This window comes from Mycobacterium farcinogenes (genome assembly GCF_019739075.1).
GTDB classification, from domain to species: Bacteria; Actinomycetota; Actinomycetes; order Mycobacteriales; family Mycobacteriaceae; genus Mycobacterium; species Mycobacterium senegalense.
The window spans coordinates 316,208-339,298 of the sequence record NZ_CP081673.1; the positions used below are offsets into that span (position 1 = coordinate 316,208).

At 68.6% G+C, this 23,091-nt stretch carries 18 protein-coding genes; 5 read left to right on the forward strand and 13 right to left on the reverse strand.

Annotated features, from left to right (window positions below; genetic code table 11):
• Positions 1-28 precede the first annotated feature (28 nt).
• Genes murJ through K6L26_RS01345 form a run of 3 tightly spaced genes read right to left on the reverse strand, consistent with a single transcriptional unit; the run spans position 29 to position 6,977 of the window.
• Entirely contained in the window at positions 29-3,694 is a 3,666-nt protein-coding gene (gene murJ, locus K6L26_RS01335) for a murein biosynthesis integral membrane protein MurJ (RefSeq protein ID WP_076210618.1), read from the reverse strand.
• Positions 3,691-6,180, reverse strand: a complete 2,490-nt coding sequence (locus K6L26_RS01340; RefSeq protein ID WP_234791739.1) for a DUF6049 family protein — start codon at positions 6,178-6,180, stop codon at positions 3,691-3,693. Before K6L26_RS01340 ends, murJ begins: the two co-directional genes overlap by 4 nt.
• Positions 6,177-6,977, reverse strand: a complete 801-nt coding sequence (locus K6L26_RS01345) for an NUDIX hydrolase (RefSeq protein ID WP_047037105.1) — start codon at positions 6,975-6,977, stop codon at positions 6,177-6,179. The genes K6L26_RS01340 and K6L26_RS01345 overlap by 4 nt, the downstream gene beginning before the upstream one ends.
• Before the next feature lie 84 nt (positions 6,978-7,061).
• Here K6L26_RS01345 and K6L26_RS01350 point away from each other — a divergent pair, with 84 nt between their 5' ends.
• Positions 7,062-8,528, forward strand: a complete 1,467-nt coding sequence (locus K6L26_RS01350) for a CCA tRNA nucleotidyltransferase (protein ID WP_076111482.1) — start codon at positions 7,062-7,064, stop codon at positions 8,526-8,528.
• Between the two features lie 18 nt (positions 8,529-8,546).
• Complete coding sequence (locus K6L26_RS01355) at positions 8,547-9,029, forward strand: pullulanase (RefSeq protein WP_065063649.1); 483 nt, start codon at positions 8,547-8,549, stop codon at positions 9,027-9,029.
• A gap of 29 nt (positions 9,030-9,058) precedes the next feature.
• Here the strand turns inward: K6L26_RS01355 and K6L26_RS01360 are convergent, their stop codons facing one another.
• Complete coding sequence (locus K6L26_RS01360; protein WP_064894917.1) at positions 9,059-9,835, reverse strand: TIGR03084 family metal-binding protein; 777 nt, start codon at positions 9,833-9,835, stop codon at positions 9,059-9,061.
• A gap of 23 nt (positions 9,836-9,858) precedes the next feature.
• Positions 9,859-11,094 (reverse strand): MFS transporter, encoded by a 1,236-nt coding sequence (locus K6L26_RS01365; RefSeq protein ID WP_109756684.1) that lies wholly within the window; start codon positions 11,092-11,094, stop codon positions 9,859-9,861.
• 136 nt (positions 11,095-11,230) lie between these two features.
• Here K6L26_RS01365 and K6L26_RS01370 point away from each other — a divergent pair, with 136 nt between their 5' ends.
• Complete coding sequence (locus tag K6L26_RS01370) at positions 11,231-11,836, forward strand: YqgE/AlgH family protein (RefSeq protein ID WP_036390722.1); 606 nt, start codon at positions 11,231-11,233, stop codon at positions 11,834-11,836.
• Positions 11,837-11,843: 7 nt separating this feature from the next.
• Here the strand turns inward: K6L26_RS01370 and K6L26_RS01375 are convergent, their stop codons facing one another.
• The gene (locus K6L26_RS01375; protein WP_036390723.1) at positions 11,844-12,194 is read right to left on the reverse strand and encodes a hypothetical protein; all 351 of its coding nucleotides are present in this window, start codon (positions 12,192-12,194) and stop codon (positions 11,844-11,846) included.
• A 58-nt stretch (positions 12,195-12,252) separates the two neighbouring features.
• Positions 12,253-13,152 (reverse strand): LpqN/LpqT family lipoprotein, encoded by a 900-nt coding sequence (locus K6L26_RS01380; protein ID WP_047037103.1) that lies wholly within the window; start codon positions 13,150-13,152, stop codon positions 12,253-12,255.
• A 210-nt stretch (positions 13,153-13,362) separates the two neighbouring features.
• Between K6L26_RS01380 and leuS the strand changes: the two genes are divergently transcribed.
• On the forward strand, positions 13,363-16,257 hold the full coding sequence (gene leuS / locus K6L26_RS01385) for a leucine--tRNA ligase (RefSeq protein WP_245008667.1): 2,895 nt from the start codon (positions 13,363-13,365) through the stop codon (positions 16,255-16,257).
• A 48-nt stretch (positions 16,258-16,305) separates the two neighbouring features.
• Here leuS and K6L26_RS01390 read toward each other — a convergent pair whose 3' ends face one another.
• Positions 16,306-16,971, reverse strand: a complete 666-nt coding sequence (locus K6L26_RS01390) for an SDR family oxidoreductase (RefSeq protein ID WP_019344134.1) — start codon at positions 16,969-16,971, stop codon at positions 16,306-16,308.
• A gap of 77 nt (positions 16,972-17,048) precedes the next feature.
• On the opposite strand from K6L26_RS01390, the gene ggh reads away from it, so the two are divergent.
• Entirely contained in the window at positions 17,049-18,389 is a 1,341-nt protein-coding gene (gene ggh / locus K6L26_RS01395; RefSeq protein WP_019344135.1) for a glucosylglycerate hydrolase, read from the forward strand.
• A 4-nt stretch (positions 18,390-18,393) separates the two neighbouring features.
• On the opposite strand, the gene K6L26_RS01400 is transcribed toward ggh, so the two are convergent.
• The 5 genes from K6L26_RS01400 to K6L26_RS01420 all read right to left on the reverse strand — a co-directional run bounded on the left by K6L26_RS01400 (position 18,394) and on the right by K6L26_RS01420 (position 23,074).
• Positions 18,394-18,876: a MarR family winged helix-turn-helix transcriptional regulator gene (locus tag K6L26_RS01400; protein ID WP_019344136.1), complete on the reverse strand. Its 483-nt coding sequence runs from the start codon at positions 18,874-18,876 to the stop codon at positions 18,394-18,396.
• A gap of 87 nt (positions 18,877-18,963) precedes the next feature.
• Positions 18,964-19,701: an amino acid ABC transporter ATP-binding protein gene (locus K6L26_RS01405; protein WP_019344137.1), complete on the reverse strand. Its 738-nt coding sequence runs from the start codon at positions 19,699-19,701 to the stop codon at positions 18,964-18,966.
• On the reverse strand, positions 19,701-21,473 hold the full coding sequence (locus K6L26_RS01410; RefSeq protein ID WP_036390726.1) for an ABC transporter substrate-binding protein/permease: 1,773 nt from the start codon (positions 21,471-21,473) through the stop codon (positions 19,701-19,703). Before K6L26_RS01410 ends, K6L26_RS01405 begins: the two co-directional genes overlap by 1 nt.
• 45 nt (positions 21,474-21,518) lie before the next feature.
• On the reverse strand, positions 21,519-22,184 hold the full coding sequence (locus tag K6L26_RS01415) for a GntR family transcriptional regulator (RefSeq protein WP_019344139.1): 666 nt from the start codon (positions 22,182-22,184) through the stop codon (positions 21,519-21,521).
• An 89-nt stretch (positions 22,185-22,273) separates the two neighbouring features.
• A complete protein-coding gene (locus tag K6L26_RS01420; RefSeq protein ID WP_221852481.1) occupies positions 22,274-23,074 on the reverse strand; it encodes an LLM class F420-dependent oxidoreductase in 801 nt (266 codons plus the stop codon).
• Positions 23,075-23,091 lie beyond the last annotated feature (17 nt).

The window sequence follows — 23,091 nt, forward strand, 5'->3', positions numbered from 1 at the left end:
AGGAAGCCCAAGCGGCTGGGGATAGCGGTCAGGATGCGGCTTTGATGGTGATCTCGGAGATATCGGTGCGGCTCTTGCCGTCCACGGTGCCCAGCGTCGAGATCCAGACCAGCACGTAGGACGTCGAGGACTCCTTCTTCACCGAGATGGTGTTGGAGCCCGGCTTCAGTGCGGTCGACGGCGTCAGCTCGGTGGTGTCCGACAGTGACGACGGGTTCGCCGACTGGGCCGAGCGGATCTGCACGGAGGTTCCGGTGCTCGTCACGTTGAGGGTGACCGAGCCGACCACGGTCGGCTGCGGCAACTGCAGCATCAGGCCGACACCGTTCTTGAACCCGGGGAACGGAGCCGGATCCGAGTAGGTGTCGGTGGACCACGCCGTGCTGGAGTTCCCGTCGATGGCCTGTCCCGCCGTGGCCGGTGAGTCGGCTTCGCCCTCGGGTGAGAACACCGTGGCCCGAACAGGTTTCACCGTGCTGCCGCTGGCGGCAGCGGAATCGTCCTGGGTCTCCTCAGTGCTGGCCGACGGGGCGTTCAGACCGAGTTCGTCGCGATTCAGCCCGCCCCCGACATCGCCGAAGATGCTGTTGAGGACCGACGCCATCACCAGCAGTGCGATCAGGATGATGGCGGCGCCCACGCTGATTCCGATGATCAGACCCTTACGGCGCCGGGCCTCGGCGGCTTCGTGCTCCTCGGGTGTCTCGTGTGCGCGCACCGGGGCGGCCGGTGCCGGGGTCTCCTCGACCGAGCCCAGCAGCTCGGTCCGGTCGGCGATCGCGGTGGCCTGCTGCAGCAAGTTCAAAAGCGTTGGCGCGCTGCGGATTCCACCACCGGGCTGGACGGCTCGAGCGGCCGCCGCCGAGATCTGGAACGGAATGTCGCGGTCGATGGCCCGCGGCTCGACCGGTTGGCCGGCTTGGTCAAGCGCGGCGGGCTCCAGCCCGCTGCGGGCTCCGGACTCGGGCAGTGGCCAGCGGTTGACCAGCAGTGCGTAGAGCGCGGCCCCGATGCCGCGGATGTCGTCGTCGGGGGTGGCATCCGGCATGGTCGCCGGGAAGGCAAGGGCCACATCGCCTTCGATGCTGACGCGCACCCGGGCCGGGTGGTCGATCGACAGCGCCACCCCGGCGCGGTGGGCGGCCTCGGCCGCAGCCGCCAGCGACTGGATGGCTCGGGCCCCGCCGATCGGGGACGGGGAGGTGTCGGCGACCTCGGCCAGCGAGCCGCCGCGAATCCACTCCGAGACGATCAGCCCGCCCGATCCGCTGTGGGCCACGTCGAGCACACGAGCGATACCGGGAACATCGATGCGGCTGAGTTTGAGTGTGCGCGAGAGGATTTCCTGCACCTTGGCGTCCGGCATCGTCGAATCCGGGTCGACAAAAGTCAGCGCCACCTGGCGATCCAGCGCCGTGTCCAGCGCCTGCCAGAACTGCAGGTGCGGCGGACCGCCGTGGAACACAAGCAAGCGATAGCGGCCGTCGGCGATGGTCGCGCCCGGGATGAGGTGCACGTCGTCGTCGGCCGAATCGAGCCCGGCATCGTTGGGGGCGGCGAACGAGATCGGTTCACGGGTCGGGTCACCGCCGAAGTCGGTGAGCGGGCGCGTCGCCCCGTTCGTGTGACCGCCGGCCGCGTCATCGGAAGCGTCGCCGGTATCCGGCCCGGTGGTGGATTCCGGCCCGGCGGGTGCCACGTCCGGCTGGAACTCGTCGGCGGCCGGGCGCGGCAACTTCGTCGTCTCGGTTGTCATCCCGGAACTCGAGGCGGAGTTCGCTGCCGGGCCGTCCGCAGATTCGTCGGTCACCGGTGATCCTTTCCACATCCCCGCCCCGGCAACACCTGCCGGAGTCCCGCCTCCGGCGGCTGCCGGGCTTGACGGCCACCCGCTGGGAGAAGAATTCCTCTGATCAGGGTACGTGACGGGCGCTGCGGGGTGCGCCGCGACGGGCGGCGCAATTGTTTGCGCGGCTACCTGTCCGGCCCCCGGAGCGGGTGCGACACGCCCGCGTCCTAGCCGCCGGCGGACCATGTCCAACGCCGAGTGAGCCTCGGGCACGTCGGCCGCAAGCATCACTCCGGCGATGATCGGGACCATGATCAGACCGAGTGCGATCAGGCGCAGCAACGATCCGCCGGGCCCGCCCCAGGCGGTCAGCGATTCCAGACCCAGCAGCTGGTCGACGGTGTGCGCCACCAGGCTCGCGACCAACGAAGCGGCGACGGTTACCAGGATCGTGCGGATCACCGCGGGACGCAGCAATTGTCCGCCGCGCGGCCGCAGGTTGCCCTTCAGCAGCACATAACCCGCGATCGCCCCGGCCACGTATCCCAAGCCGTTGGCCAGCCCGAGGTACCCGGCCACCATGCTGGGATCGTCGGTCACGTGCGGCGCGGCGACCGAACCGATGATCTTCACGACCGAGATGACCACGACGATCACGATCGGTGTCCACGGCCGCTCCCGCGCGTAGAGCACCCGCAGCTGTAGCAGTACCAGGGCGTAGGGGATCAGGGTGAACGACGACAGGGTGATCGCCATGCCCAGATAGCCGGCGTCGGAGGCGCTGAACCTGCCGTAGGCGAACAGGGCGCTGCCGATCGCGGGCCCGCCGACGGTCATCATCGCGACGATCGGGATCAGCGTCACCATGGTCAAGCGGGTGGCCAGCGAGAAGTCGTCGAGCACGGCGGGGATGTCATTGGCGGCGGCGTTGCGGCTCAGCCGCGGCATCACCACCGTGAGCACGGTGACGCCGATCATCCCGAACGGCAACATCAGGACCAGCCAGGTGTAGTTGTAGATGGCCGGCCCGGAGGCGGCCGCGCTGCTGGCGATCCGGTTGCCGACGATGAACCCGACCTGGTTGATCAGCACGTAGAGCACCATCGCCGCGGCCATGCCGCCGAACTTCTTGAGCCGGTCGTCGATGCCCCACATCGGCCGCAGGCTCACCCGTTCGGTGCGGATGGCCACCAGCAGCACCACGGCCTGTGCCACCACACCGAGCGTGGTTCCGATACCGAGCACCAGCAGTTTGGCCGTGCCCATCTGAACCGGGTTCTCCGACAGGGCGCCGGGCACCAGCACGAAGATGCCCAGCGTCAGGATGGCGATGACGTTGTTGACGACGGGTGCCCAGGCCGGCGGCCCGAAGATGTTGCGGGTGTTGAGGATTGCGCCGTACACCGACGTCAGGCCGTAGAACAACACCTGCGGCAGCAGCAGATAGGCGAACGAGGTGGTCAGCGCGGTGTCGACCTCGGGGTGGCTGCCCAGCATGAGCTTCACCAGCAACGGCGCGCACACCACCGAGACCACGGTGGTGACCAGCAGCAGCGTCGTGGCCAGGGTCACCAGCCGGCGGATGAAGGCCCGGCCGCCGTCGGGATCGTCCCGTTCGGCGCGGACCAGTACCGGAACGAAGATCGCGGTGAAGGTGGCTTCCAGGACCAGCGCCGCCACCATGTTGGGCAGTTGGTTGGCCACGGAGAACGAACTGGTCAGCGGCCCGCCGAGCAGTGCCATGAGCAACACGAACCGCAGGAAGCCGGTGATCCGGGAGATCAGGGTGGCGAACGCCATGCCCCAGGACCGCGACACCACGGCGGCATCGGACAGCTCGGCGCGCCCGGCCGGCGGCGCCGGTGCTCGCTGAGGGCGAGACGGGTTGTGGCCGGACGCAGTCATCGGGGTCGGTCCGGGTTGGATTCAGAGCCCGGCGCGGTGGCGGGCTCCACGCGGTCGTCGGTGCCGGGCTCAGCGTTGAACGCCATGGCGACATCGAGCGGGTCGGGGTGTTCGCCGGGCGGGATGAGGTCCGCACGGTCGGGTTGCCCGCGGAAGCGGTGCCACAGCCGGCGGCCGGCCAGCGCCACCAGCACCGCCCCGGCCGACAGGGTGATGAAGAACAGCACCTTGCCGTAGGCGTTGGAATGCACCGACAGCCGCACCGGCTCGCCGAGGGTCAGGCCCTCGGTGGTCTGCAGGCTGACGTCGACGGCCACCCGCTGGGTGAAGTGCACTTCGATGGGCACCCGCAGCGGCAGATAGCCGGGTGGCAGCACGATCTCGCCCATGTCGGTCACCGTCATCCCCGGCGGCGCGTCGACGTGCAGCCGCACGCGCACGGGCACCGGCAGGTCGTTGCGCAGGGCCAGAGGGAGCGGGCTGCGTTCGGTGGCCAGCGTGTAAGCCCCACCCGGGTTGACGATGGTGACCGCCCCGAACATGTCGTTCACGCTGCGGCTGACCGCCTGCAGCCGCTGCTCGGCCAGCCCCTCACGGGCCTCCGGTGGCACGGATTGGCTGAGCGCGCGCAGCATGTCCTCCCGCAGCGGCGCGGTGTACTGCAGCCCGGTCAGGCCGGTGCGCTCGTCGGTGGTCAGTGCCGCGGTCAGGCCCCACAGCCGGCTGACCACCGCGGCGATACCGCCGTCGATGTTCTGGTCGATGTTGCTGCGCGGATCGCCCAGGGCGTCCGGGGGCGGGGACGCCATGGGCTCGGGCGGCAGGGCGTTGCTCTCGGCGATGACCGCCGGCAGCGGGCGCGGCACAGCCAGTCCGGCGTGGATCGTGGTGGCCACCGAGGTCAGGATGGCCTGCGCGTCGTCCGCGTCCAGGGACCACACCAGCGGTGGCATCAGGATCTGGGTCCGAGGCTCCTCGGTAGGGGTGAGCCCGCGCCACAACAGGGCACCGAGCGCATCCTGGCGCCGTGCGGTCTGCGAATCGTGACGCACCGGGATCTGCAGCGACGGATCCAGGTAGGACGGCGCGACCGGGTCGGTCCCGGCACCGGCCAGTGCGGCACCGACGGCCGGGTCGAAGCCCGCGGCCACGACTTCCGGCCCGTACCGCAGCGGTGTCACGTCGGCGGTCTCGGGGGCACCGGTCTCCGAATCCTGGGCGGTGATGTGGGCGGCCGAGATGCTGACCGTCTGGCCCTGGGCCGCCAGCAGGTCCAGGGCGGGCCGGGTGAGCGGGCCGTCGCCCAGGATGCTGGCACCCCGGACCGAGGTGACTCCCAGAATCTGGTCGACGATGTCGCCGGCGCCGTTGGTGGCGATCGCACTCAGTCCCGGATCGCCCACTCGTTGCAGCGCGGCCAGGTCGGCCTGCGCGTAGTTGGTGGGGGCCACGCAGAGCCGCGTGGCCAGGGTGCGTAGCCGATTGAGCCAGCCGATCGCGGCTTCCTGGCCGGCGCCGGGGCGGGTCGGGGTGGCGGCTCCGGCGTCGGGACCGTCGTTGACCACGTAGCCGCCGGCCATCGCATTGACCGTGACCAGAAGGTCGGGGTCGACGGCAAGGCACAGGGTGGCGCGCATCTGGCCGCCGGAGTCGACGGTGGGGCCGGTGGCGAAATCGGCCGCCGACAGCAGGGTGTCGAGCCGCCCGCCGGGGGCCAGGGAGGCGGCCAGGCTGTCGTCGACCAGGCGGACGGGCGTCGTTCCGCCCGGTGCGCCCGGGGCCAGCCGAGGGCGGTCGGCCAGGGGCCAGAGCATGGTCATGCGCACCGGCTGCGATGTGTCCGGCGGCACCACCGAATTGAGCGTTTCCGCCGCCGACATCGAGTCGGGTGCCTCGCCCTCGGGCCGGTCCGGAGGCACGCCGAGAACGGGCAGCAGGAAGCGGGCGTCGTCGAGCTTGGCCGGTGCGCCGTAGTCCGGGGTCCCGTTGACGTTGATCAGCACGGGGTAGACGCCGGGTTCGGTGATGTGCAGGGAGCCCGCGCCCTCGGCGCGCAGCGGGTAGGTCAGGTTGAATCCGACGGACTGGCCGCGGTCCAGCTCGGGGGCCAGCGTGACGAAGTCGGCCACCGGCTCGAACTGGGCCACATCCCCGGTGAGGTCGGTACGCAATTGGCTCGACGAGGTCACGGCCTTGGCGTGTTCCATGCGGATGTCCACGTCGCGCACCGGGCGGTCACCGACGTTGAGCACCGACCCGGTGACGGTCAGGGTGGACTCACTGGTGGTGGTGACGACATCCGGGGTGACGCGGTCGATCTTGATCTGCAGGAACGGCAGCGCGCCGGGTTCGCTTGCTTGCGCCTGGGGCAGAAGTACCGGAAGCGCGGCGGTGGACCACACCGAGAACAGCAACACCACCGCCACAAGCACCACTGTGTGCGCGAGGAGGGAGACCCCTCGGCGCACCGCCGGGGCCGCGGTCACGGTCCCTGTCCGCATCCGTTCGTGCGCCGGCGGGGCTGGGGTTGCGCAGGGTCGTCGCGGCGGTGATTGCGGGTGTGGGAATGGGTTTGAGGACGGCGCCGGGGCGCGCTGCGAGGCAGCGGCGGCAAGGAGCCGGGACCGTCGGTGTGCAGTTTGTCGATGAGTTCGCCGGCCACCTCGGCGAGCTTGCGCTCGTCGGCGTAGGCCAACCGGGAGGGCAGATCACGCAGCGGAACCCAGGCGACCTCGGTCACTTCGACGTCGTCGTCGGACAGTTCCCCGCCCTGGAAGCGCAGGAGGTAGTGGTGCACGGTCTTGTGCACCCGGCGACCTTCGGTGACGAACCAGTAGTCGATGCTGCCGAGGGCGGCCAGCACGTCGCCGCGGATACCGGTTTCTTCGGCGACTTCGCGGATCGCGGTCTGCTCGGCCGTCTCGCCGAGTTCGATGTGTCCCTTCGGTAGCGACCACAGCATCCGTCCGCGCCGGTCGACGCGGCCGATCAACGCTGCCACCTGGGTTTCCTTGGGGCCGTCGATACCGTCGATGACCAGCCCGCCCGCCGAAGTCTCGTGCACTGTGCGCAGGCGTTCCGGTGGCCGACGCGGCCGGGACTTGTGTTGCTTGGACTGGTCGCGAGGGGTCGGCACGGGATTTGCGGAATCGACGGTCGCTTCGCTGGCGGCGGTATCGGTGCCCTGATCAGCGGCCGGCGGCCCCGCCGCCCTTTGTGCACGACGACGGCCACGACGCCGACTGCGGCGCCGTCGTGGTTTGGCCTGTTCGCCGTCCGACACCCAAGCGATAGTAGCTGCCACGGGGTGGCCCTCCTGCCACACTCGCCGGTTGTGACCACACTGCGAGCATTAGGCTCATCGAACGTGTCCGACGCTGTTGTTACTGATGCCGAATTGCTGGCCGGCGCGCTGGTCTCGCTGAAGCAGCGCGCCGAGGTGCTGCACGGGCTCGGTGCGGTGTTCGCTGCGGCCGGTCACGAGCTGTATCTGGTCGGTGGCAGTGTGCGTGATGCCCTGCTGGGCCGGCTGACCGCGCAGAGCGATCTCGATTTCACCACCGACGCCCGGCCCGAGCAGATGTTGAAGTTCCTGCGGCCGTGGGCCGACGCGCTGTGGGATACCGGGATCGAGTTCGGCACCGTCGGTGTGGGCAAGGGCGAGCACCGGCTGGAGATCACCACGTTCCGCGCCGACAGCTACGACCAGGTGTCACGGAATCCGACCGTGGAGTTCGGCGACAACCTGAACGACGATCTGGTGCGGCGTGATTTCACGGTGAACGCGATGGCGGTCCGCATCACGCCGGACCAACCGGGCGGTATCGGCGAATTCATCGATCCGCTGGGCGGTTTGGCGGCCATCCAGGCCAAGGTGCTCGATACGCCGTCCGCGCCGCAGGTGTCCTTCGGGGACGATCCGCTGCGGATGTTGCGTGCGGTCAGGTTCGTCTCACAGCTCGGGTTCGAGGTGGCGCCGCGGGTGCTTGAGGCATTGCTGGAGATGGCTCCGCAGCTGGGCCGGATCACCGTCGAGCGGGTCGCCGCCGAACTGGACAAGATGCTGCTGGGCAAGGACCCCGTCGCCGGGGTCGACCTGATGGTCCAGACCGGGCTGGGCGACGTGGTGCTTCCCGAGGTCGGCGAGATGCGGATGGCCATCGACGAACACCACCAGCACAAGGACGTCTACTGGCATTCGCTGACGGTGCTGCGGCAGGCCGTAGAACTGGAGGATGACGGTCCGGACCTGGTGCTGCGCTGGGCGGCGCTGCTGCACGACATCGGCAAGCCGGCCACCCGCAAGCACGAATCCGACGGCGGGGTCAGCTTCCACCACCACGAGGTGGTCGGCGCGAAGATGACCCGCAAGCGGATGCGGGCGCTCAAGTACTCCAAACAGATGGTCGACGACGTATCGCAGCTGGTGTACCTGCATCTGCGGTTCCACGGCTACGCCGACGACAAGGGCACCGGCAAGTGGACCGACTCGGCGGTGCGCCGCTACGTCACCGATGCCGGCCCGCTGCTGAGCCGGCTGCACAAGCTGGTGCGGGCCGACTGCACCACCCGTAACAAGCGCCGCGCCGCGCGGCTGCAGGCCAACTACGACGACCTGGAGAACCGGATCGCCGAGCTGGCGGCCAAGGAGGACCTGCAGCGGGTGCGGCCGGATCTCGACGGCAACGAGATCATGGAGATCCTCGGCATCCCGGCGGGCCCGCAGGTGGGCGAGGCGTGGAAGTACCTCAAGGAGCTCCGGCTCGACCACGGGCCGCTGTCCCGTGAGCAGGCCGTCGACGAATTGTTGAAATGGTGGAACGCCAGGAGCTGATCGTGCGTCTGATCAGTCATGGACTACTGCCTGGGTGAGCCCGACGGCACCGCGGCCATCTTTACCGGCGTTCCCGATGTGGACGTGGACGGTGACGGCGGCCCTGACGGCATCGGTCTGGATTTCGACGGGGACGGCCGTATCGATGACGTGATGGCCGATCTCGACGGCGACGGTGTTGCCGATCATCTGGTCCGGGACCATCCCGAGGATCCGGCCTATTTCACCGATGACGGTTCGGGTACCTGGGCGGTCGGCGTGGACCGGTCCGGTCAGGTGCGCTGGTTCGGTTTGGACGGGACCGAGGCGACCGGGGGACCGATGGTGGATTTCGACGCCGACGGCGCTGTCGACGATCGGTTGCTCGATGTCGACGGGGACGGGCTGGCCGATCGGGTGTTGGCCGGCAACCTGGCTTACGTCGACACCGACGGTGACGGGCGTTGGGACCTCAAACTGACCGACACCGACGGGGACGGCCGCGCCGACTCCGCGTCGTGAGCGCAGAGTCGATGGTGCTGGTCGACTGCTCAGGCCCGCCCGGGACCCGGCGGCCCGGCGAAGGCCTGCGCGATCGTCAGCCACTTGGCGGCGTCGTCGCCTTCGGCAGTCACGTCCAGTTCGGCGGGAGCCCGGCGCTGGGTGACCAGCATGCAGAAGTCCTCGGCAGAACCCGTCACGCGTTGCGCGGCGTCGGGCGGGCCCCACTCCCACAACGAGCCGTCAGGCGCGCGCAGCTCGACCCGGAACGGCTCGGCCGGCGGGGTCAGCTCATGCACGGTGAAAGCGAAATCCCTTGTGCGAACCCCGATATGGGCGATGGATCGCAGCCGCGCCGTCGGCTGCCGGCGCGCCCCGAGAGCGTCGGCCACGTCGAGGCCGTGCGCCCACGTCTCCATCAGGCGAGCGGTGGCCATCGAGGTCGCACTCATCGGCGGGCCGAACCACGGCAGCTTGCGGCCTTCGGCGACGTTCACCAGTTCGGTGTGCAACCGCGCTCGGGTCGTGCGCCACTCGGCCAGCAACTGCTCCGGCGGGGTGAGCGCCAGTTCCTCGGCGGCGGCGTCCACGAACCCCGTCGGGTTCTTCCACGCCTCGGCGAGGACCGCATCGAAGCCGGCCTGGTCGGTGATCGCGATGACCGAGACCCGGTCGGTCCACAACAGGTGGGCGATCTGGTGGGCGATGGTCCAGCCCTCTGCCGGGGTGGCAGTGGCCCAGCGCTCGGGTGGGAGGTCGGCCACGAGGGCATCGAGTTCGTCGCTCTCGGCGGACAAGTCGGCCACGATCGGCTCGGCGCTCACCATGGCGGCCAGCCTAGACCGCAGCGTCACACCCGCTTCGGCGAAGCCACCACGGCGTGTAGGCCGAGCCCGATCAGGTAGGCGACCGCGCCGGCGGCCACCAGGGCGGGGGAGTGTCCGTCGGCGGGGATCACCGTGGCCGCAAGAGCGATCGCCGCGACGAACGACATCCAGAACAGCGCGTCCTGCACGGTGAACACGTGGCCGCGCAGGGCGTCGTCGACGTCGATCTGCATCGCCGAGTCCGCGCACAGCTTCACCAGCTGCCCGGCCGCGCCGAGCAGCAGGCCACACACCAGCATCACCGGCACGTGCAATCCCATGGCGGCCAACTGGATGACCACGGCCACGCCGAGGGCGCCGTTGGCGGTCGCATAGCGCCCGAACCGGCCGATCACTGCCGGAGCGCCCACGGTGGCCGCGAATTGCCCGATCCCCCCGGCCGCCATGAACAGCACGGCGCTGCCCAGCCCCAGCCCGGTCACATCGGGGTCGTCGCTGTGCCGCACGATCACCAGCACCAGCAGTGAGTTGATGCCGAACGCCATCCGGTGTGCGGCGAGCCCGGCCAGGGTTGCGGCGACGGGCCGCACGGCGAGCACGGTGCGGGCGCCGTGCACCCAGCCGGTGGACACCGCGTAGGCCACCGAGCCGTGGATGGCGCGCTTGCTCTCGTGCGGGCCCAGCACGTGCGGGCCGAAGCGCACCGACAGCCACAACGCCAGTGCCACCGGGAACGCCACCATGAACATGACCACCGAGGCGCCGGTGTCGTCGGCACCGAACAGCTTGCGCGGCACCAGCATGAAGTCGGCGCCGAGGAAGGCGGCCAGCGATCCGACCGCGGTCGCCACGGAGTTCATCGTCACCACCCGGTCCTGCGGCACCACGTCGGGCAGCGAGGCGGACAGGCCGGAGGACACGAACCGGGTGAACCCGTTGACGATCAGGGCACAGCACAGGATCGGAACATCGCCGACACCGAACGACAGCAGCGCGCCCACGGCCAGCACCACGACCAGCCGGCCCACGTTGGCGCCGATGAGCACCAGGCGCCGGTCCCACCGGTCCAGCAGGGCGCCGGCGAACGGGCCGAGCACCGAGTACGGCAGGAACATCACCGCGAACGCCATGGCGATCTGCCACGGCTCGGCTTGGCGCTCGGGGTTGAACAGGATCGCGCCGGCCAACCCGGCCTGGAAGAGGCCGTCGGCGAACTGGCTGACCGCGCGCAACTCCAGCAGCCGGCGGAACTCGGTCATGCCGCGCAAGGAGTGCCAGAGGGCACGGGGGGCGCTTACATGAACCACCCGATCAACAGTACAAAGCCGGGCCGAAATCCGACCGCGCCCGGGCTTGTTCGCCACGTCTCGGCAATCGCGGTGCCATGATGTAGACGTGGCGCAGTCAGAAGACCCGGAGGATTTCATCGCGCCTGCGGCGCATCGGGTGCGGCCGGGCACGCTGCTGCTGGCCAATACCGATCTGCTGGAGCCGACCTTCCGGCGCAGCGTCATCTACATCGTCGAGCACAACGCCGGCGGCACCCTCGGCGTGGTGTTGAACCGGCCCAGTGAGACCGCGGTCTACAACGTTCTGCCGCAGTGGGCCAAGCTCACCACCAAGCCCAAGACCATGTTCATCGGCGGCCCGGTCAAGCGGGACTCCGCGTTGTGCCTGGCGACGTTGCGGGTGGGCATGCAGGCCGACGGCGTCCCGGGGCTGCGCCATGTGCAGGGCCGCGTGGTGATGGTCGATCTCGACGCGGACCCGGACACTTTGGCCCCGGTCATCGAGGGCGTGCGGATATTCGCCGGATACTCGGGCTGGACCATCGGCCAACTGGACGGCGAGATCGAGCGCGACGATTGGATCGTGTTGTCCGCGCTGCCGTCGGATGTGTTGATCGAGCCGCGGATCGACCTGTGGGGCCGGGTGCTGCGCCGTCAGCCGTTGCCGATGTCGCTACTGGCCACGCATCCGATCGACGTGAGCCGCAACTAGCCTCCGACTACTTGCAAGACAGGGTGCAGCTGGCGCACGAGCCGGCGCAGTCCCCGCCCGCACCGGTGGCGGCCTCGGCCGCAGCGACGGCCTTGGCGCTCTGCCAGCACCCTGCGGCCACGGTGGCGACGGCCCCGATGATGCAGACCATGACGACCATCAGGCCCGTGTGGGGGGCGGCGGCCAGGGCGGCGGCACCGCCGGCGGCGAGCATCACCGCGGCGGCCAGTTGGGTGGGGGCCACGGCCCTCAACACGGAGCGCACGGGATCACCGGTGCGAGGTCTGGTCAACAACCACAGCCCGAACACGCCGACGATGACGGCGGCGCTCAAACACAGCAGCGCGGCGATCAGCATGCGCCACACAATACGAGGCGCCGATCGTTGACGCGAGGTCGGGTTTGGTCCGGATGACTCAGCGTTGCAGGCCCAGGAGCTGGGGCAAACCTGGTGCCGGTGCCGGTGCGGGCGCAGCCGGAGTAGCTGGCGGCGGCGCGGCGGCGGGGGCCGGCGCGCTGACCTTGAACCCGGACACGATCGCGTCGGCGGCGTCGGCAGCCGCTGAAACACCTTGGTTGGCGGCCGAGGAGTTGACCGACAACGACACCAGGTAGCGGTCGGGGCCGGCGGTGGCCAGGATGTGCCTGCGGGAGGTGTTGAGCATCTGACTGCCCGACATATAGCTACCTTCGATGAATGCCGACGGGAAGCCGTTGAAATCACCCATCGACATGTCGGTGGCGCGCCAGTTCTGCAACTGCTGGGTGTCGACGAAGCCGTGGCTGATGGCTTCGGCCGGGTCGAAGTCGCCCACGAGCTTGTAGACCACCACCTGGGCGTTGGGCGTGTACAGATCGCGGCTGGACCGGTCTGCGATCACGGCGAACGCGTCGGGCACGTTGGGATCGGGCACGTTGGTCCAGCCGGACGGCAGCGGCAGCACGATGCTCAGCGCCTTGAAATTGTGGCTGACCTGCGGCTCCATCTTCACGCCCTTGCTTTTGAAGAACTCGGCGAAGGTCCCTGAGGCGGCCGGGGTGATCTGGGCCACCGGGGCCGGCGCGGCCACCGCGGGTGCCGCGGCTACCGGAACCGCCGGTGCCGCACCGGGTACGGCGGGGGCAGCCGGTGCTGCCGCCGGGACCGCGGCGGGCGCGACGGTGACGGTCTGGGTCACGGTCACCGGCCCGGGCACGCTGGGAGCCGGCAGGAGAGGTTCGGCTGAGGCGGTCTGACCGGCGAAGCCCACCACCCCGGAGATGCCGATCGCGGTGCCTGCTGCCAGCACCCGCCACCGGCCGGCCAACTCGATCATCACTCGCTTCCCTCCGCAAACCATGCCTTCACCAGGCAACTTGTCACTAGGGGCCGAGAATATCCAGGGTTTCGCATCCGCCACCAGCAACTCAATCGACCTGGGATCAACCCCTGACTATGCCGCGACGGAACCGATACCAAGCTGTGGCTTGCATGCCGTGAGATGGGCGGTGAGCTGCTCAAACCGTGGCCTTATACCCTGAACACCGTGATCGAACCCGCCACCACGTCCCAGTCAGGGCCTTCAGAAGGTGATTTGTCCTCCGCGCGTGCGGGTGAAGATACCCCGCAGCACCGTTACACCGCGGAACTGGCGGGTCAGATCGAACAGTCCTGGCAGCAGACCTGGGCCGAGCTCGGGACGTTCAACGTGGCCAACCCGGTAGGTTCCCTCGCCCCGCAGGACGGCTCGTCGGTTCCGGCCGACAAGATGTTCGTGCAGGACATGTTCCCGTACCCGTCCGGGGAGGGCCTGCACGTCGGGCACCCGCTCGGCTACATCGCCACCGATGTCTACGCCCGGTACTACCGCATGACGGGCCGCAACGTGCTGCATGCACTGGGGTTCGACGCCTTCGGTCTGCCGGCCGAGCAGTACGCGGTGCAGACCGGGACGCACCCGCGCATCCGCACCGAGGCCAACATCGTCAACTTCCGCCGGCAGCTGGGCCGGCTGGGGCTGGGCCACGACTCGCGGCGCAGCTTCGCGACCACCGACGTCGACTTCTACAAGTGGACGCAGTGGATCTTCCTGCAGATCTACAACGCCTGGTTCGACACCGCGGCCAAGAAGGCCCGCCCCATCGGCGAGCTGGTGGCCGAATTCGATTCCGGGGCACGCACTCTCGACGACGGCCGGTCCTGGGCGGCGTTGTCGGCGGCTGAGCGTGCCGATGTGGTGGACGGTTTCCGGTTGGTGTACCGCGCCGACTCGATGGTGAACTGGTGCCCCGGGCTGGGCACGGTGCTGGCCAACGAAGAGGTCACCGCGGACGGGCGTAGCGACCGCGGCAACTTCCCGGTGTTCCGGAAGCGCCTGCGGCAGTGGATGATGCGCATCACCGCCTACTCCGACCGGTTGCTCGACGATCTGGAGCTGCTGGACTGGCCCGACAAGGTCAAGGCCATGCAGCGCAACTGGATCGGCCGCTCCACCGGTGCCTCGGTCGAATTCGGCACCGCAGCAGGTGATGTCGAGGTGTTCACCACGCGGCCGGACACGCTGTTCGGCGCCACCTACCTGGTGTTGGCGCCCGAGCACGATCTGGTGGATGCACTGGTGGCCGACGCCTGGCCCGAGGGCACCGATTCGCGGTGGACCTTTGGTGCGGCGACCCCGGCGGAGGCCGTCGCCGCCTACCGGGCCGGGATCGCGGCCAAGTCGGATCTGGAGCGCCAGGAGAACAAGACCAAGACCGGTGTGTTCCTCGGTGCCTATGCCACCAACCCGGTCAACGGACAACAGGTCCCCATCTTCATTGCCGACTACGTGCTGGCCGGTTATGGCACCGGCGCCATCATGGCGGTGCCCGGTGGCGACCAGCGGGACTGGGACTTCGCGACTGAGTTCGGCCTGCCCATCATCGAGGTGGTCGCCGGCGGCGACATCACCGAGGCCGCGTACAACGGCGACGGCACCATGGTCAACTCCGACTACCTGAACGGGCTGTCGGTGGCCGAGGCCAAGGCGAAGGTCATCGAACGCCTGGAGGCCGACGGTCGTGGCCGGGCCCGGATCGAGTACAAGTTGCGGGATTGGCTGTTCGCCCGGCAGCGGTACTGGGGTGAGCCGTTCCCGATCGTCTACGACGCGCAGGGCCGCGCCCACGCGTTGCCGGAATCGGCTCTGCCGGTGGAACTTCCGGACATCCCCGACTATTCACCGGTGTCGTTCGACCCCGACGACGCCGACAGTGAACCGTCGCCGCCGCTGGGCAAGGCCACCGAGTGGGTGCATGTCGAGCTGGACCTCGGCGACGGGCTGCAGACCTACACCCGCGACACCAACGTGATGCCGCAGTGGGCCGGCAGTTCCTGGTACGAGCTGCGCTACGCCGACCCGCAGAACTCAGAAGAGCTGTGCGCCAAGGAGAACGAGGCCTACTGGATGGGCCCGCGGCCGGCCGAGCACGGCCCGAACGATCCGGGCGGTGTCGACCTGTACGTCGGTGGCGTCGAGCACGCGGTGCTGCACCTGCTGTACTCGCGGTTCTGGCACAAGGTGCTGTTCGATCTCGGCTTCGTCAGCTCGAGCGAGCCCTACCGCCGTCTGGTCAACCAGGGCTACATCCAGGCCTTCGCCTACACCGATTCGCGCGGCAGTTATGTGCCCGCGGCGGAAGTCGTTGAGCGCGAAGGGAAGTTCTTCTGGACCGGCCCGGACGGTGAAATCGAGGTCAATCAGGAGTTCGGCAAGATCGGCAAGAGCCTGAAGAACTCGGTCTCACCCGACGAGATCTGTGACGAGTACGGTGCCGACACCCTGCGCGTCTACGAGATGTCGATGGGTCCGCTGGAGGCCTCGCGGCCGTGGGCGACCAAGGACGTCGTCGGTGCGCACCGGTTCCTGCAGCGGGTGTGGCGCGTGGTGGTCGACGAAGCAACCGGGGCCACCAGCGTCAACGAGCACGAGGCTCTCGACACCGCCACGCGCAAGATCCTGCACCGCACGATCGCCGGGGTGACCGAAGACTATGCGGCGCTTCGCAACAACACCGCCGCGGCCAAGCTGATCGAGTACACCAACCACCTGACCAAGGAGGGGGTGTCGGCCCGCGCCGCCATCGAACCGCTGGTTCTCATGGTCGCCCCGCTGGCCCCGCACCTGGCCGAGGAATTGTGGAAGCGGTTGGGCCACGACACTTCACTGGCGCACGGGCCCTTCCCGCAGGCTGATCCGCAGTACCTGGTGGACGACACCATCGAGTTCCCGGTTCAGGTGAACGGCAAGGTGCGCGGCAAGATCACCGTGGCCGCCGATGCTGACAAGGCGGCGCTCGAGGCCGCCGCGCTCGCCGACGAGAAGGTGCAGGCCTTCCTCGACGGCGCCACGCCGAAGAAGGTCATCGTGGTGCCGGGCCGGCTGGTCAACCTCGTCGTCTAGTGATTTGGGTGCATCCGGTAACGGTCAGCGTTACCGGATGCACCGAAATCACCCGGGGCGGACCACGATTTCGTGGACATGCCCGTCGGGCGGGGTGGTGACGGCGGTGGCCACCAGCCCGGCCACGGTCTCGGGCTTGAGGAATTTGGCCGGGTCGTACTCGCCCTCTTCGTAGGCCACCAGGTCGCGTTGCATCTCGGTGTCGACGCGCCCGGGGAAGATCGAGGTGACGCGCAGGGCCGGTTCGTCGGCACGCAGTGAGTCTGCGAAGGCCCGTAGGGCGAACTTACTCGCCGAGTAGGACGCCATCCCGGGCGAAACCTTCTGGCCCGCACCGGAATTGATGAAAACCACATGCCCGTGGGCGGCTCGCAGCGCCGGCAGCAGGGCCAGGGTGAGGGCCACCGCGCCGGTGACGTTCACCTCGAACGACGCCCGCCACTGTTCGGCGATGGATTCGGAGACCCGGCCGGGGTAGAGCACGCCGGCGTTGTGCACGAGTACGTCGAGTTCGGCGAGCACCTCGGTCGCGGATTCGATCGAGTCGGCGTCGGTCAGGTCCAACGGCCAGGTCGGCGCGCCGAGGCGTTCGGCCAGGGCGTCCAGCCGGGCCGACGGCCGTCCGGCCAGCAGCAGCGTGTGGGTGGGAGCAAGCGCGGCGGCGATGGCCGAGCCGATTCCGCCCGCGGCTCCGGTGATCAATGCAGTCGGCACATCTGCAACGTTACTGTGACGCCGGATGGGGCGGGCCCGACCTGCGGACCGGGGGCCGACGTCGCATCATGGTAGGGATGCCACCGGATCCCAGCTTCGCTCCCACCCAGCTCGCCGCGCGGGCCGCCTACCTGTTGCGCGGCAACGACCTGGGTGTGATGACCACTGCCGCGCCGTTGCTGTATCCGCATATGTGGAGTTGGGACGCGGCGTTCGTCTCGATCGGTCTGGCGCCGCTGAGTGTGGAGCGCGCAGTGGTGGAGCTCGACACCCTGCTCTCGGCGCAGTGGCGTAACGGCATGATCCCGCACATCGTGTTCGCCAACGGTGTCGACGGCTACTTTCCCGGCCCGGCGCGGTGGGCCACCTCGGCGCTGGCGGCCAACGCTCCGCGGATCCGGCACACCTCCGGCATCACCCAGCCGCCGGTGCATGCGATCGCGGTGCAGCGCATCCTCGACCACGCCCGCACCCGGGGCCGGTCGACGCGGGCAGTGGCGGCCAGTTTCCTCGATCGGCGGTGGGCGGATCTGGTGCGCTGGCATCGCTGGCTGGCGGAGCAGCGCGACCAGGACGGCCGCGGCCGCATCACGCTGTATCACGGGTGGGAGTCCGGCATGGACAACTCGCCGCGCTGGGACAGCGCCTACGCCAACGTGGTTCCCGGCAATGTGCCCGAGTACCAGCGCGAGGACAACGCGATCATCACCGACGCCACGCAGCGGCCCAGTGATCTCGAGTACGACCGGTATCTGTGGCTGCTCGAGGAGATGAAATCCGTTCGCTACGACGATGATCTGCTGCCGAAGGTGATGAGCTTCGCGGTCGAGGACGTCTTCGTCTCGGCGATCTTCTCGGTGGCGTGTCAGGTGCTCGCCGAGATCGGTGAGGATTACAAACGCCCGCACGCCGATGTCCGCGATCTGTATTCGTGGGCCGAGCGGTTCCGGGTCGGAGTCGTCGAGACCACTGACGAACGTAGCGGTGCGGCAAGGGATTACGATGTCCGCGCGAAGAAGTGGGTGGCCACCGAGACGGTGGCGCAGTTCGCTCCGCTGCTGTGCGGCGGGCTGCCGCACGACCGGGAACGCGCCCTGCTGCGGCTGTTGGAGGGTCCCCGGTTCTGCGGGCATCCGGACCTGAAGTACGCACTCATCCCGTCGACCTCGCCGGTGTCGCGGGATTTCCGGTCGCGTGAGTACTGGCGTGGCCCGGTGTGGCCGGTGATGACCTGGCTGTTCTCATGGTGTTTCGCGCGGCGCGGTTGGGCCGAGCGGGCTTCGACCTTGCGCCGCGAAGGCTTGCGCCAGGCAAGTGACGGCACGTTCGCCGAGTACTACGAGCCGTTCACCGGGGAGCCGTTGGGCAGCATGCAGCAGTCGTGGACCGCCGCGGCGGTATTGGACTGGCTGGGATAGCTCGCTACTCGGACTTTGCCTGAGCGGCCGGTGCCTGCTCGTTCTGGACGGCCAGCCGTTCCAGGGGAGCGAGCGCGGTAGCCAGGGTGTCGAGGTCTTCCTGGCTCAGGTTGGCCAGGCGTGCCGCCAGATCGGCTCGACGGGCCGCCAGCGATTCGCGGTGCTGGACCAGCCCGCGCGGGGTGACTTCCACGAGGACGGCACGCAGGTCAGAAGGGTCACGTGAGCGTTTTACCAGGCCCAGTTTCTCCAGCCGGCGGATCGCCACGGTGGTGGTGGGGGTGCGCACACGCTCACGGGCAGCCAGCTCCGTCATCCGGATCGGGCCCTGGTCGAGCAGGGTGAGCAGAATCGAGAGCTGGGCCAGCGTGAGCTCGCCGGCCGTGCCCTTGTTGGTGTCCCCCCGGCGCAGCACCGAGAACACCTTGGAGAGAACGCGTTGCAGCTCTCCGGCCAGCTCAGTGACCTGTGAATCGGACTCCACCATAATTCGCTAGTCTAACCTGTCTGAAGCTGCCAGGTCGGCAGCTTGTTGGGTTTGGCACCGGGGTTTCCCCGCCTCACAGCGCCGCCGTCACAGGACCTGCGACAGGAAGCGCCGCAGCCGATCTGTCTCGGCGGCGTCGAAGATCTGGTCGGGGGTGCCCGACTCGACCACTTTGCCGTGATCCATGAACACGACGGCGTCGGCCGTGGAGCGGGCGAAGCCCATCTCGTGGGTGACCGCCAGGATCGTCATACCCTCGGCCCCCAGCTCGGCCATCAACTCCAGGATGCCCTTGACCAGTTCCGGGTCCAGCGCCGAGGTGGCCTCGTCGAAGAACATCACCTGCGGACCCATGGCGAGTGCCCGGGCAATCGCGACGCGCTGCTGTTGGCCGCCCGACAGCGTGCTCGGACGCGCATCGGCCTTGTGCCGCAGTCCAACCCGGTCCAGCTGTTCGAGGCCCACGGTACGGGCGTGCTCGGCGCTGAGCCGTTTGAGTTTGCGCGGGCCGAGGGTGACGTTGTCGAGAACGGTCTTGTGCGGGAACAGGTTGAACTGTTGAAAGACCATGCCGATGCGTTGGCGCAGTTGGTCGGGGTTGTCGTTCAGCACGGAGCGGCCGTCGAGCAGGATGTCGCCGCGGTCGGGTTCGTAGAGGCGGTTGAGGGTGCGCAGCAGCGTCGATTTGCCGGATCCGGACGGCCCGATGACGGCCGTCGTGGTGCCGGCGGGCACGTCCAGGTCGACCCCGCGCAGTACCGCGTTCGGCCCGAACGAGAGGTGGATGTCCTTGGCGGCCAGCGCAACTGGCTGTGGTGCCGACATCAGATCATCTCCTGCGTGGTCGCGGCGGGCGGCAGTTCTTCTTCGACGGGTGCGCGGCCGCGGCGCAGCCGGTTGTCGACGAAGTTGACCAGATGGGTCAGCGGGATGGTCAGCAGCAGGTAGAACAGCCCGGCTGCCACCAGGGGTGACAGATTTCCGGTCTGGGCGTTGAGATCTCGGCCCACCTGGAACAGTTCGCGCTGGCTGGCGACCAGGCCGAGGAAGTACACCAGCGACGAGGCCTTGAGCAGTGAGATGAACTGGTTCATCAGCGCGGGCAGCACGCGGCGAATGCCCTGTGGCACGACGACCAGGCGCATCGACGAGGTGTAGCTGAAGCCCAGGGCGCGTGAGGCTTCCAGCTGTCCGGGCTCGACGCTCTGGATGCCGGAGCGGAAGATCTCTCCGACGTAGGCCGCCGCCATCAGGCCGAGCGCCGCGATGCCGAGCGGGTAGGGGCTGTTGCCGGTGAGTGAGCCGACCACGGGCCCGATGCCCAAACCGATGAGCAGGATGATCACCACTTCGGGCAGGCCCCGGAAGATGTCGGTGTACACCCGCGCGGGCCAGCGCAGCCACCGCGACCGCGAGATACCGGCCACCGCCAGGATCATCCCGAGCACCAGACCGATGACGCTGGCGCACACGGTCAGGATCAGAGTGTTGGGCAGGCCGGTGCGCAGCAGGTCGGGGATCGCCTGCTTGTAGAGGTCCCAGTCCAGGAACGAGTCCCGCAGTTGCGCGAGTGTCGATTTGGGTGCAGCGGCAGCCCCGGCGGCCGGTTTCTCCTTCGCCGCGGCGATCGCGGCGAAATCGGGCAGCTGTGGTGCGGGCGCGGCCTTGGAGCCGGGCTTCCAGCCGGGCGGCAGCGCGCGTGGTACCCAGTCGGAATACAGCTTGGCCCACGTGCCGTCGGCGATGACGGCATCGAGGCCGGAGTTGAGCGCATCGATCAGCGGCCGGTTCTCCTTGGCCACTGCCCACGCCACGAAATTGTCCAAGCTGAAGGTATTTTCGATGATCTGGGCCGGGTCACCGGGCTGCACCGTGCCCGACGCCTGTTGCGACGGCGCCACCCAGGCGTCGATCTGGCGGGTCTTGAGGCTGGCGTAGACGGTGTTGTAGTCGGGGAACTTCACAGGTTGCAGGTGCAGGGTGTCGATGACGTACGCCTCTTGCACGGTGCCCTGCACCACGCCGATGCGCTGACCGGGTGCGAGCTGGCCGAAACCGGTGATGGGAGAACCGGTGGGCACGACGAGCGAGAAGTATCCGAAGTCGTAGCCGTTGGTGAACCCGACGGTGCGGCGCCGGGCGTCGGTGGTGGTGATCGACGAGGACGCCACGTCGAACCGCCGGGAGGCGGTCTGCGCCAGCAGGCCCGAGAAGTCGGTGCCGACGAAGTTGATCCGCAGGCCGAGCTTGTCGGCGATGGCGCGGAGCAGCTCGTTGTCGAAGCCGGTGAACTGGCCGGCCGAGTTGATGCAGATGCTGGGCGGTGCGTCCGACAAGGTGCCGACGGTGAGTACGCCGGGGGTGCTCAGGCCGAGGTTCTCAGCCCGCACCGTGTCCAGCGGGGCAGTGGTGGCGGTGGTGTACTTGTCGGCGCCCGGCCCGGTGGCCGCGGCGGCCAGGTTGGTGGGCAGCGCGCTGGCACTGTCCACGCCGGGGGGCGCGCACTGGTCGACGTCTGCGCCTGCCGGTGCTGCGCACAGCAGCCCGAGCAGTATCAGGACCGTGGTCAGCAGCGCGGCCGATCGTCTGGCGTCCATCTGATGCAACCTAGTGGGCCGATGCCCGGTGATGAGCGATTCCGCTCACGGGGACCGCAAGTCGCCGAAGACTCCGCGCCGGGTGAGCTCGGCGACCATGATCTGTGCCATTTTGTCGGCGCGCTCGGTGCAGGCCTTGCGGGCGCCGTCGGGATCGTGGGCGTGGATGGCGGCGGTCTCAGCCTCGTAGCCGGCCAGGAAATCGGCTTTCGCCTTGGGGTAGCTGATCCAGAACTCCGAGGGCGCGAAGCTCTTCCCGGCGCGGATGGTGGCGTGCAGCCGGGGCCCCGCGTACTCGTCGTTGATCGCGTCGCGGTACACCCAGCAGGCTTCCTGGAAGGACTTGGTGTCCTTTGCTGAACGCATCACCCGCAACGTGTCATCGAGGTGGGCGAGGATGCGCGGGGTGGGGTTGGTGGCACAGCGGGCCGAGGCGATGCCGTTGAGGATGCCGTAGAGCTCGTGGTGTTCGGCCACGGTGGCCTCGTCGAACCGGGATACGAATGCGCCGCGGTGATATCGCGTCGAGAGGATGCCGTCGTGCTCGAGCTGGACCACGGCCTCCTGGATCGGGACACGGCTCAGCCCGAGGTCACGGACGATCTCGTTGCGGTCGATGCGGTCACCGGATCGCAGCTTGCCCGTCATCACCAGATTGATGATGTGCGTGACAACCTGATCCTTTTCCTTGACCCCGTAGTTTTTGGGCACCCTTGTATATCTCCCCCTATGGCGATTGTGTTGCGCCAGTTTCTCACGTGCGCGCGCGATCGGGGAGCTGAGCGGATACAGCTCAGCAGCTAAACTTTGCCGACCCGCCCGTCGCGCCAGCGGCAGAGGGCCTCGGCCGCCGTCAGGTCGTAGTCCGGTCCGTTGACCCCGACGGTGAGGATGCTGACACCGAGGTCGGCCAGTGCGTCTGCCTCGGCGAGCATGGCGTCGATCCCGCCGGATTCCTGCACCCCGGCCGAGCGCTGCACGGTGGCCGGGTCCCGCCCGGTGATCCCGCAGTGCTCGGCGAGCACCTCGGCCTTGCCCGGGTAGGTGTTGCGGTCGACGAAGGCGTGCCAGATGTCGGCGTGCTCGGCCACCAACCGCAGGGTCTTGCGTTCGCCCTGCCCGCCGATCAGGATCGGGATCTCCCGGGTGGGTGCCGGGTTCAGCTTGGCCAGCCGGGCCTCGATCCGCGGCAGCGCCTGCGCGAGGTCGTCGAGCCGGCTGCCCGCGGTGCCGAACTCGTAGCCGTACTCGTCGTAATCCTTTTGTTTCCAACCACTTCCGATGCCGAGAATGAGCCGGCCGTCGGAGATGTGGTCGACGGTGCGCGCCATGTCGGTCAGCAGTTCGGGGTTGCGGTAGGAGTTGCAGCTGACCAGGGCGCCGATCTCGATGCGTGAGGTCTGCTCGGCCCAGGCGCCCAGCATCGTCCAGCACTCATAGTGCGCGCCGTCGGGGTCACCGTAGAGCGGGAAGAAGTGGTCCCAATTGAAGGCGATGTCGACGCCGATGTCCTCACAGCGGCGTACCGCGTCACGGATGTGGCTGTACTTCGGCGAGTGCTGCGGCTGCAGTTGCACACCGATGCGAATGGGATGGGTCACAATTTCCGAGCGTACTC

Bases quoted from the DNA above. Each gene is read 5' to 3' on its own strand.
- murJ (WP_076210618.1), bottom strand. From the start codon at position 3,694: ATGACTGCGTCCGGCCACAACCCGTCTCGCCCTCAGCGAGCACCGGCG.
- K6L26_RS01355 (WP_065063649.1), top strand. From the start codon at position 8,547: ATGGACTACTGCCTGGGTGAGCCCGACGGCACCGCGGCCATCTTTACC.
- K6L26_RS01360 (WP_064894917.1), bottom strand. From the start codon at position 9,835: ATGGTGAGCGCCGAGCCGATCGTGGCCGACTTGTCCGCCGAGAGCGAC.
- K6L26_RS01365 (WP_109756684.1), bottom strand. From the start codon at position 11,094: ATGACCGAGTTCCGCCGGCTGCTGGAGTTGCGCGCGGTCAGCCAGTTC.
- K6L26_RS01375 (WP_036390723.1), bottom strand. From the start codon at position 12,194: ATGCTGATCGCCGCGCTGCTGTGTTTGAGCGCCGCCGTCATCGTCGGC.
- K6L26_RS01380 (WP_047037103.1), bottom strand. From the start codon at position 13,152: ATGATCGAGTTGGCCGGCCGGTGGCGGGTGCTGGCAGCAGGCACCGCG.
- ggh (WP_019344135.1), top strand. From the start codon at position 17,049: ATGCCACCGGATCCCAGCTTCGCTCCCACCCAGCTCGCCGCGCGGGCC.
- K6L26_RS01400 (WP_019344136.1), bottom strand. From the start codon at position 18,876: ATGGTGGAGTCCGATTCACAGGTCACTGAGCTGGCCGGAGAGCTGCAA.
- K6L26_RS01405 (WP_019344137.1), bottom strand. From the start codon at position 19,701: ATGTCGGCACCACAGCCAGTTGCGCTGGCCGCCAAGGACATCCACCTC.
- K6L26_RS01410 (WP_036390726.1), bottom strand. From the start codon at position 21,473: ATGGACGCCAGACGATCGGCCGCGCTGCTGACCACGGTCCTGATACTG.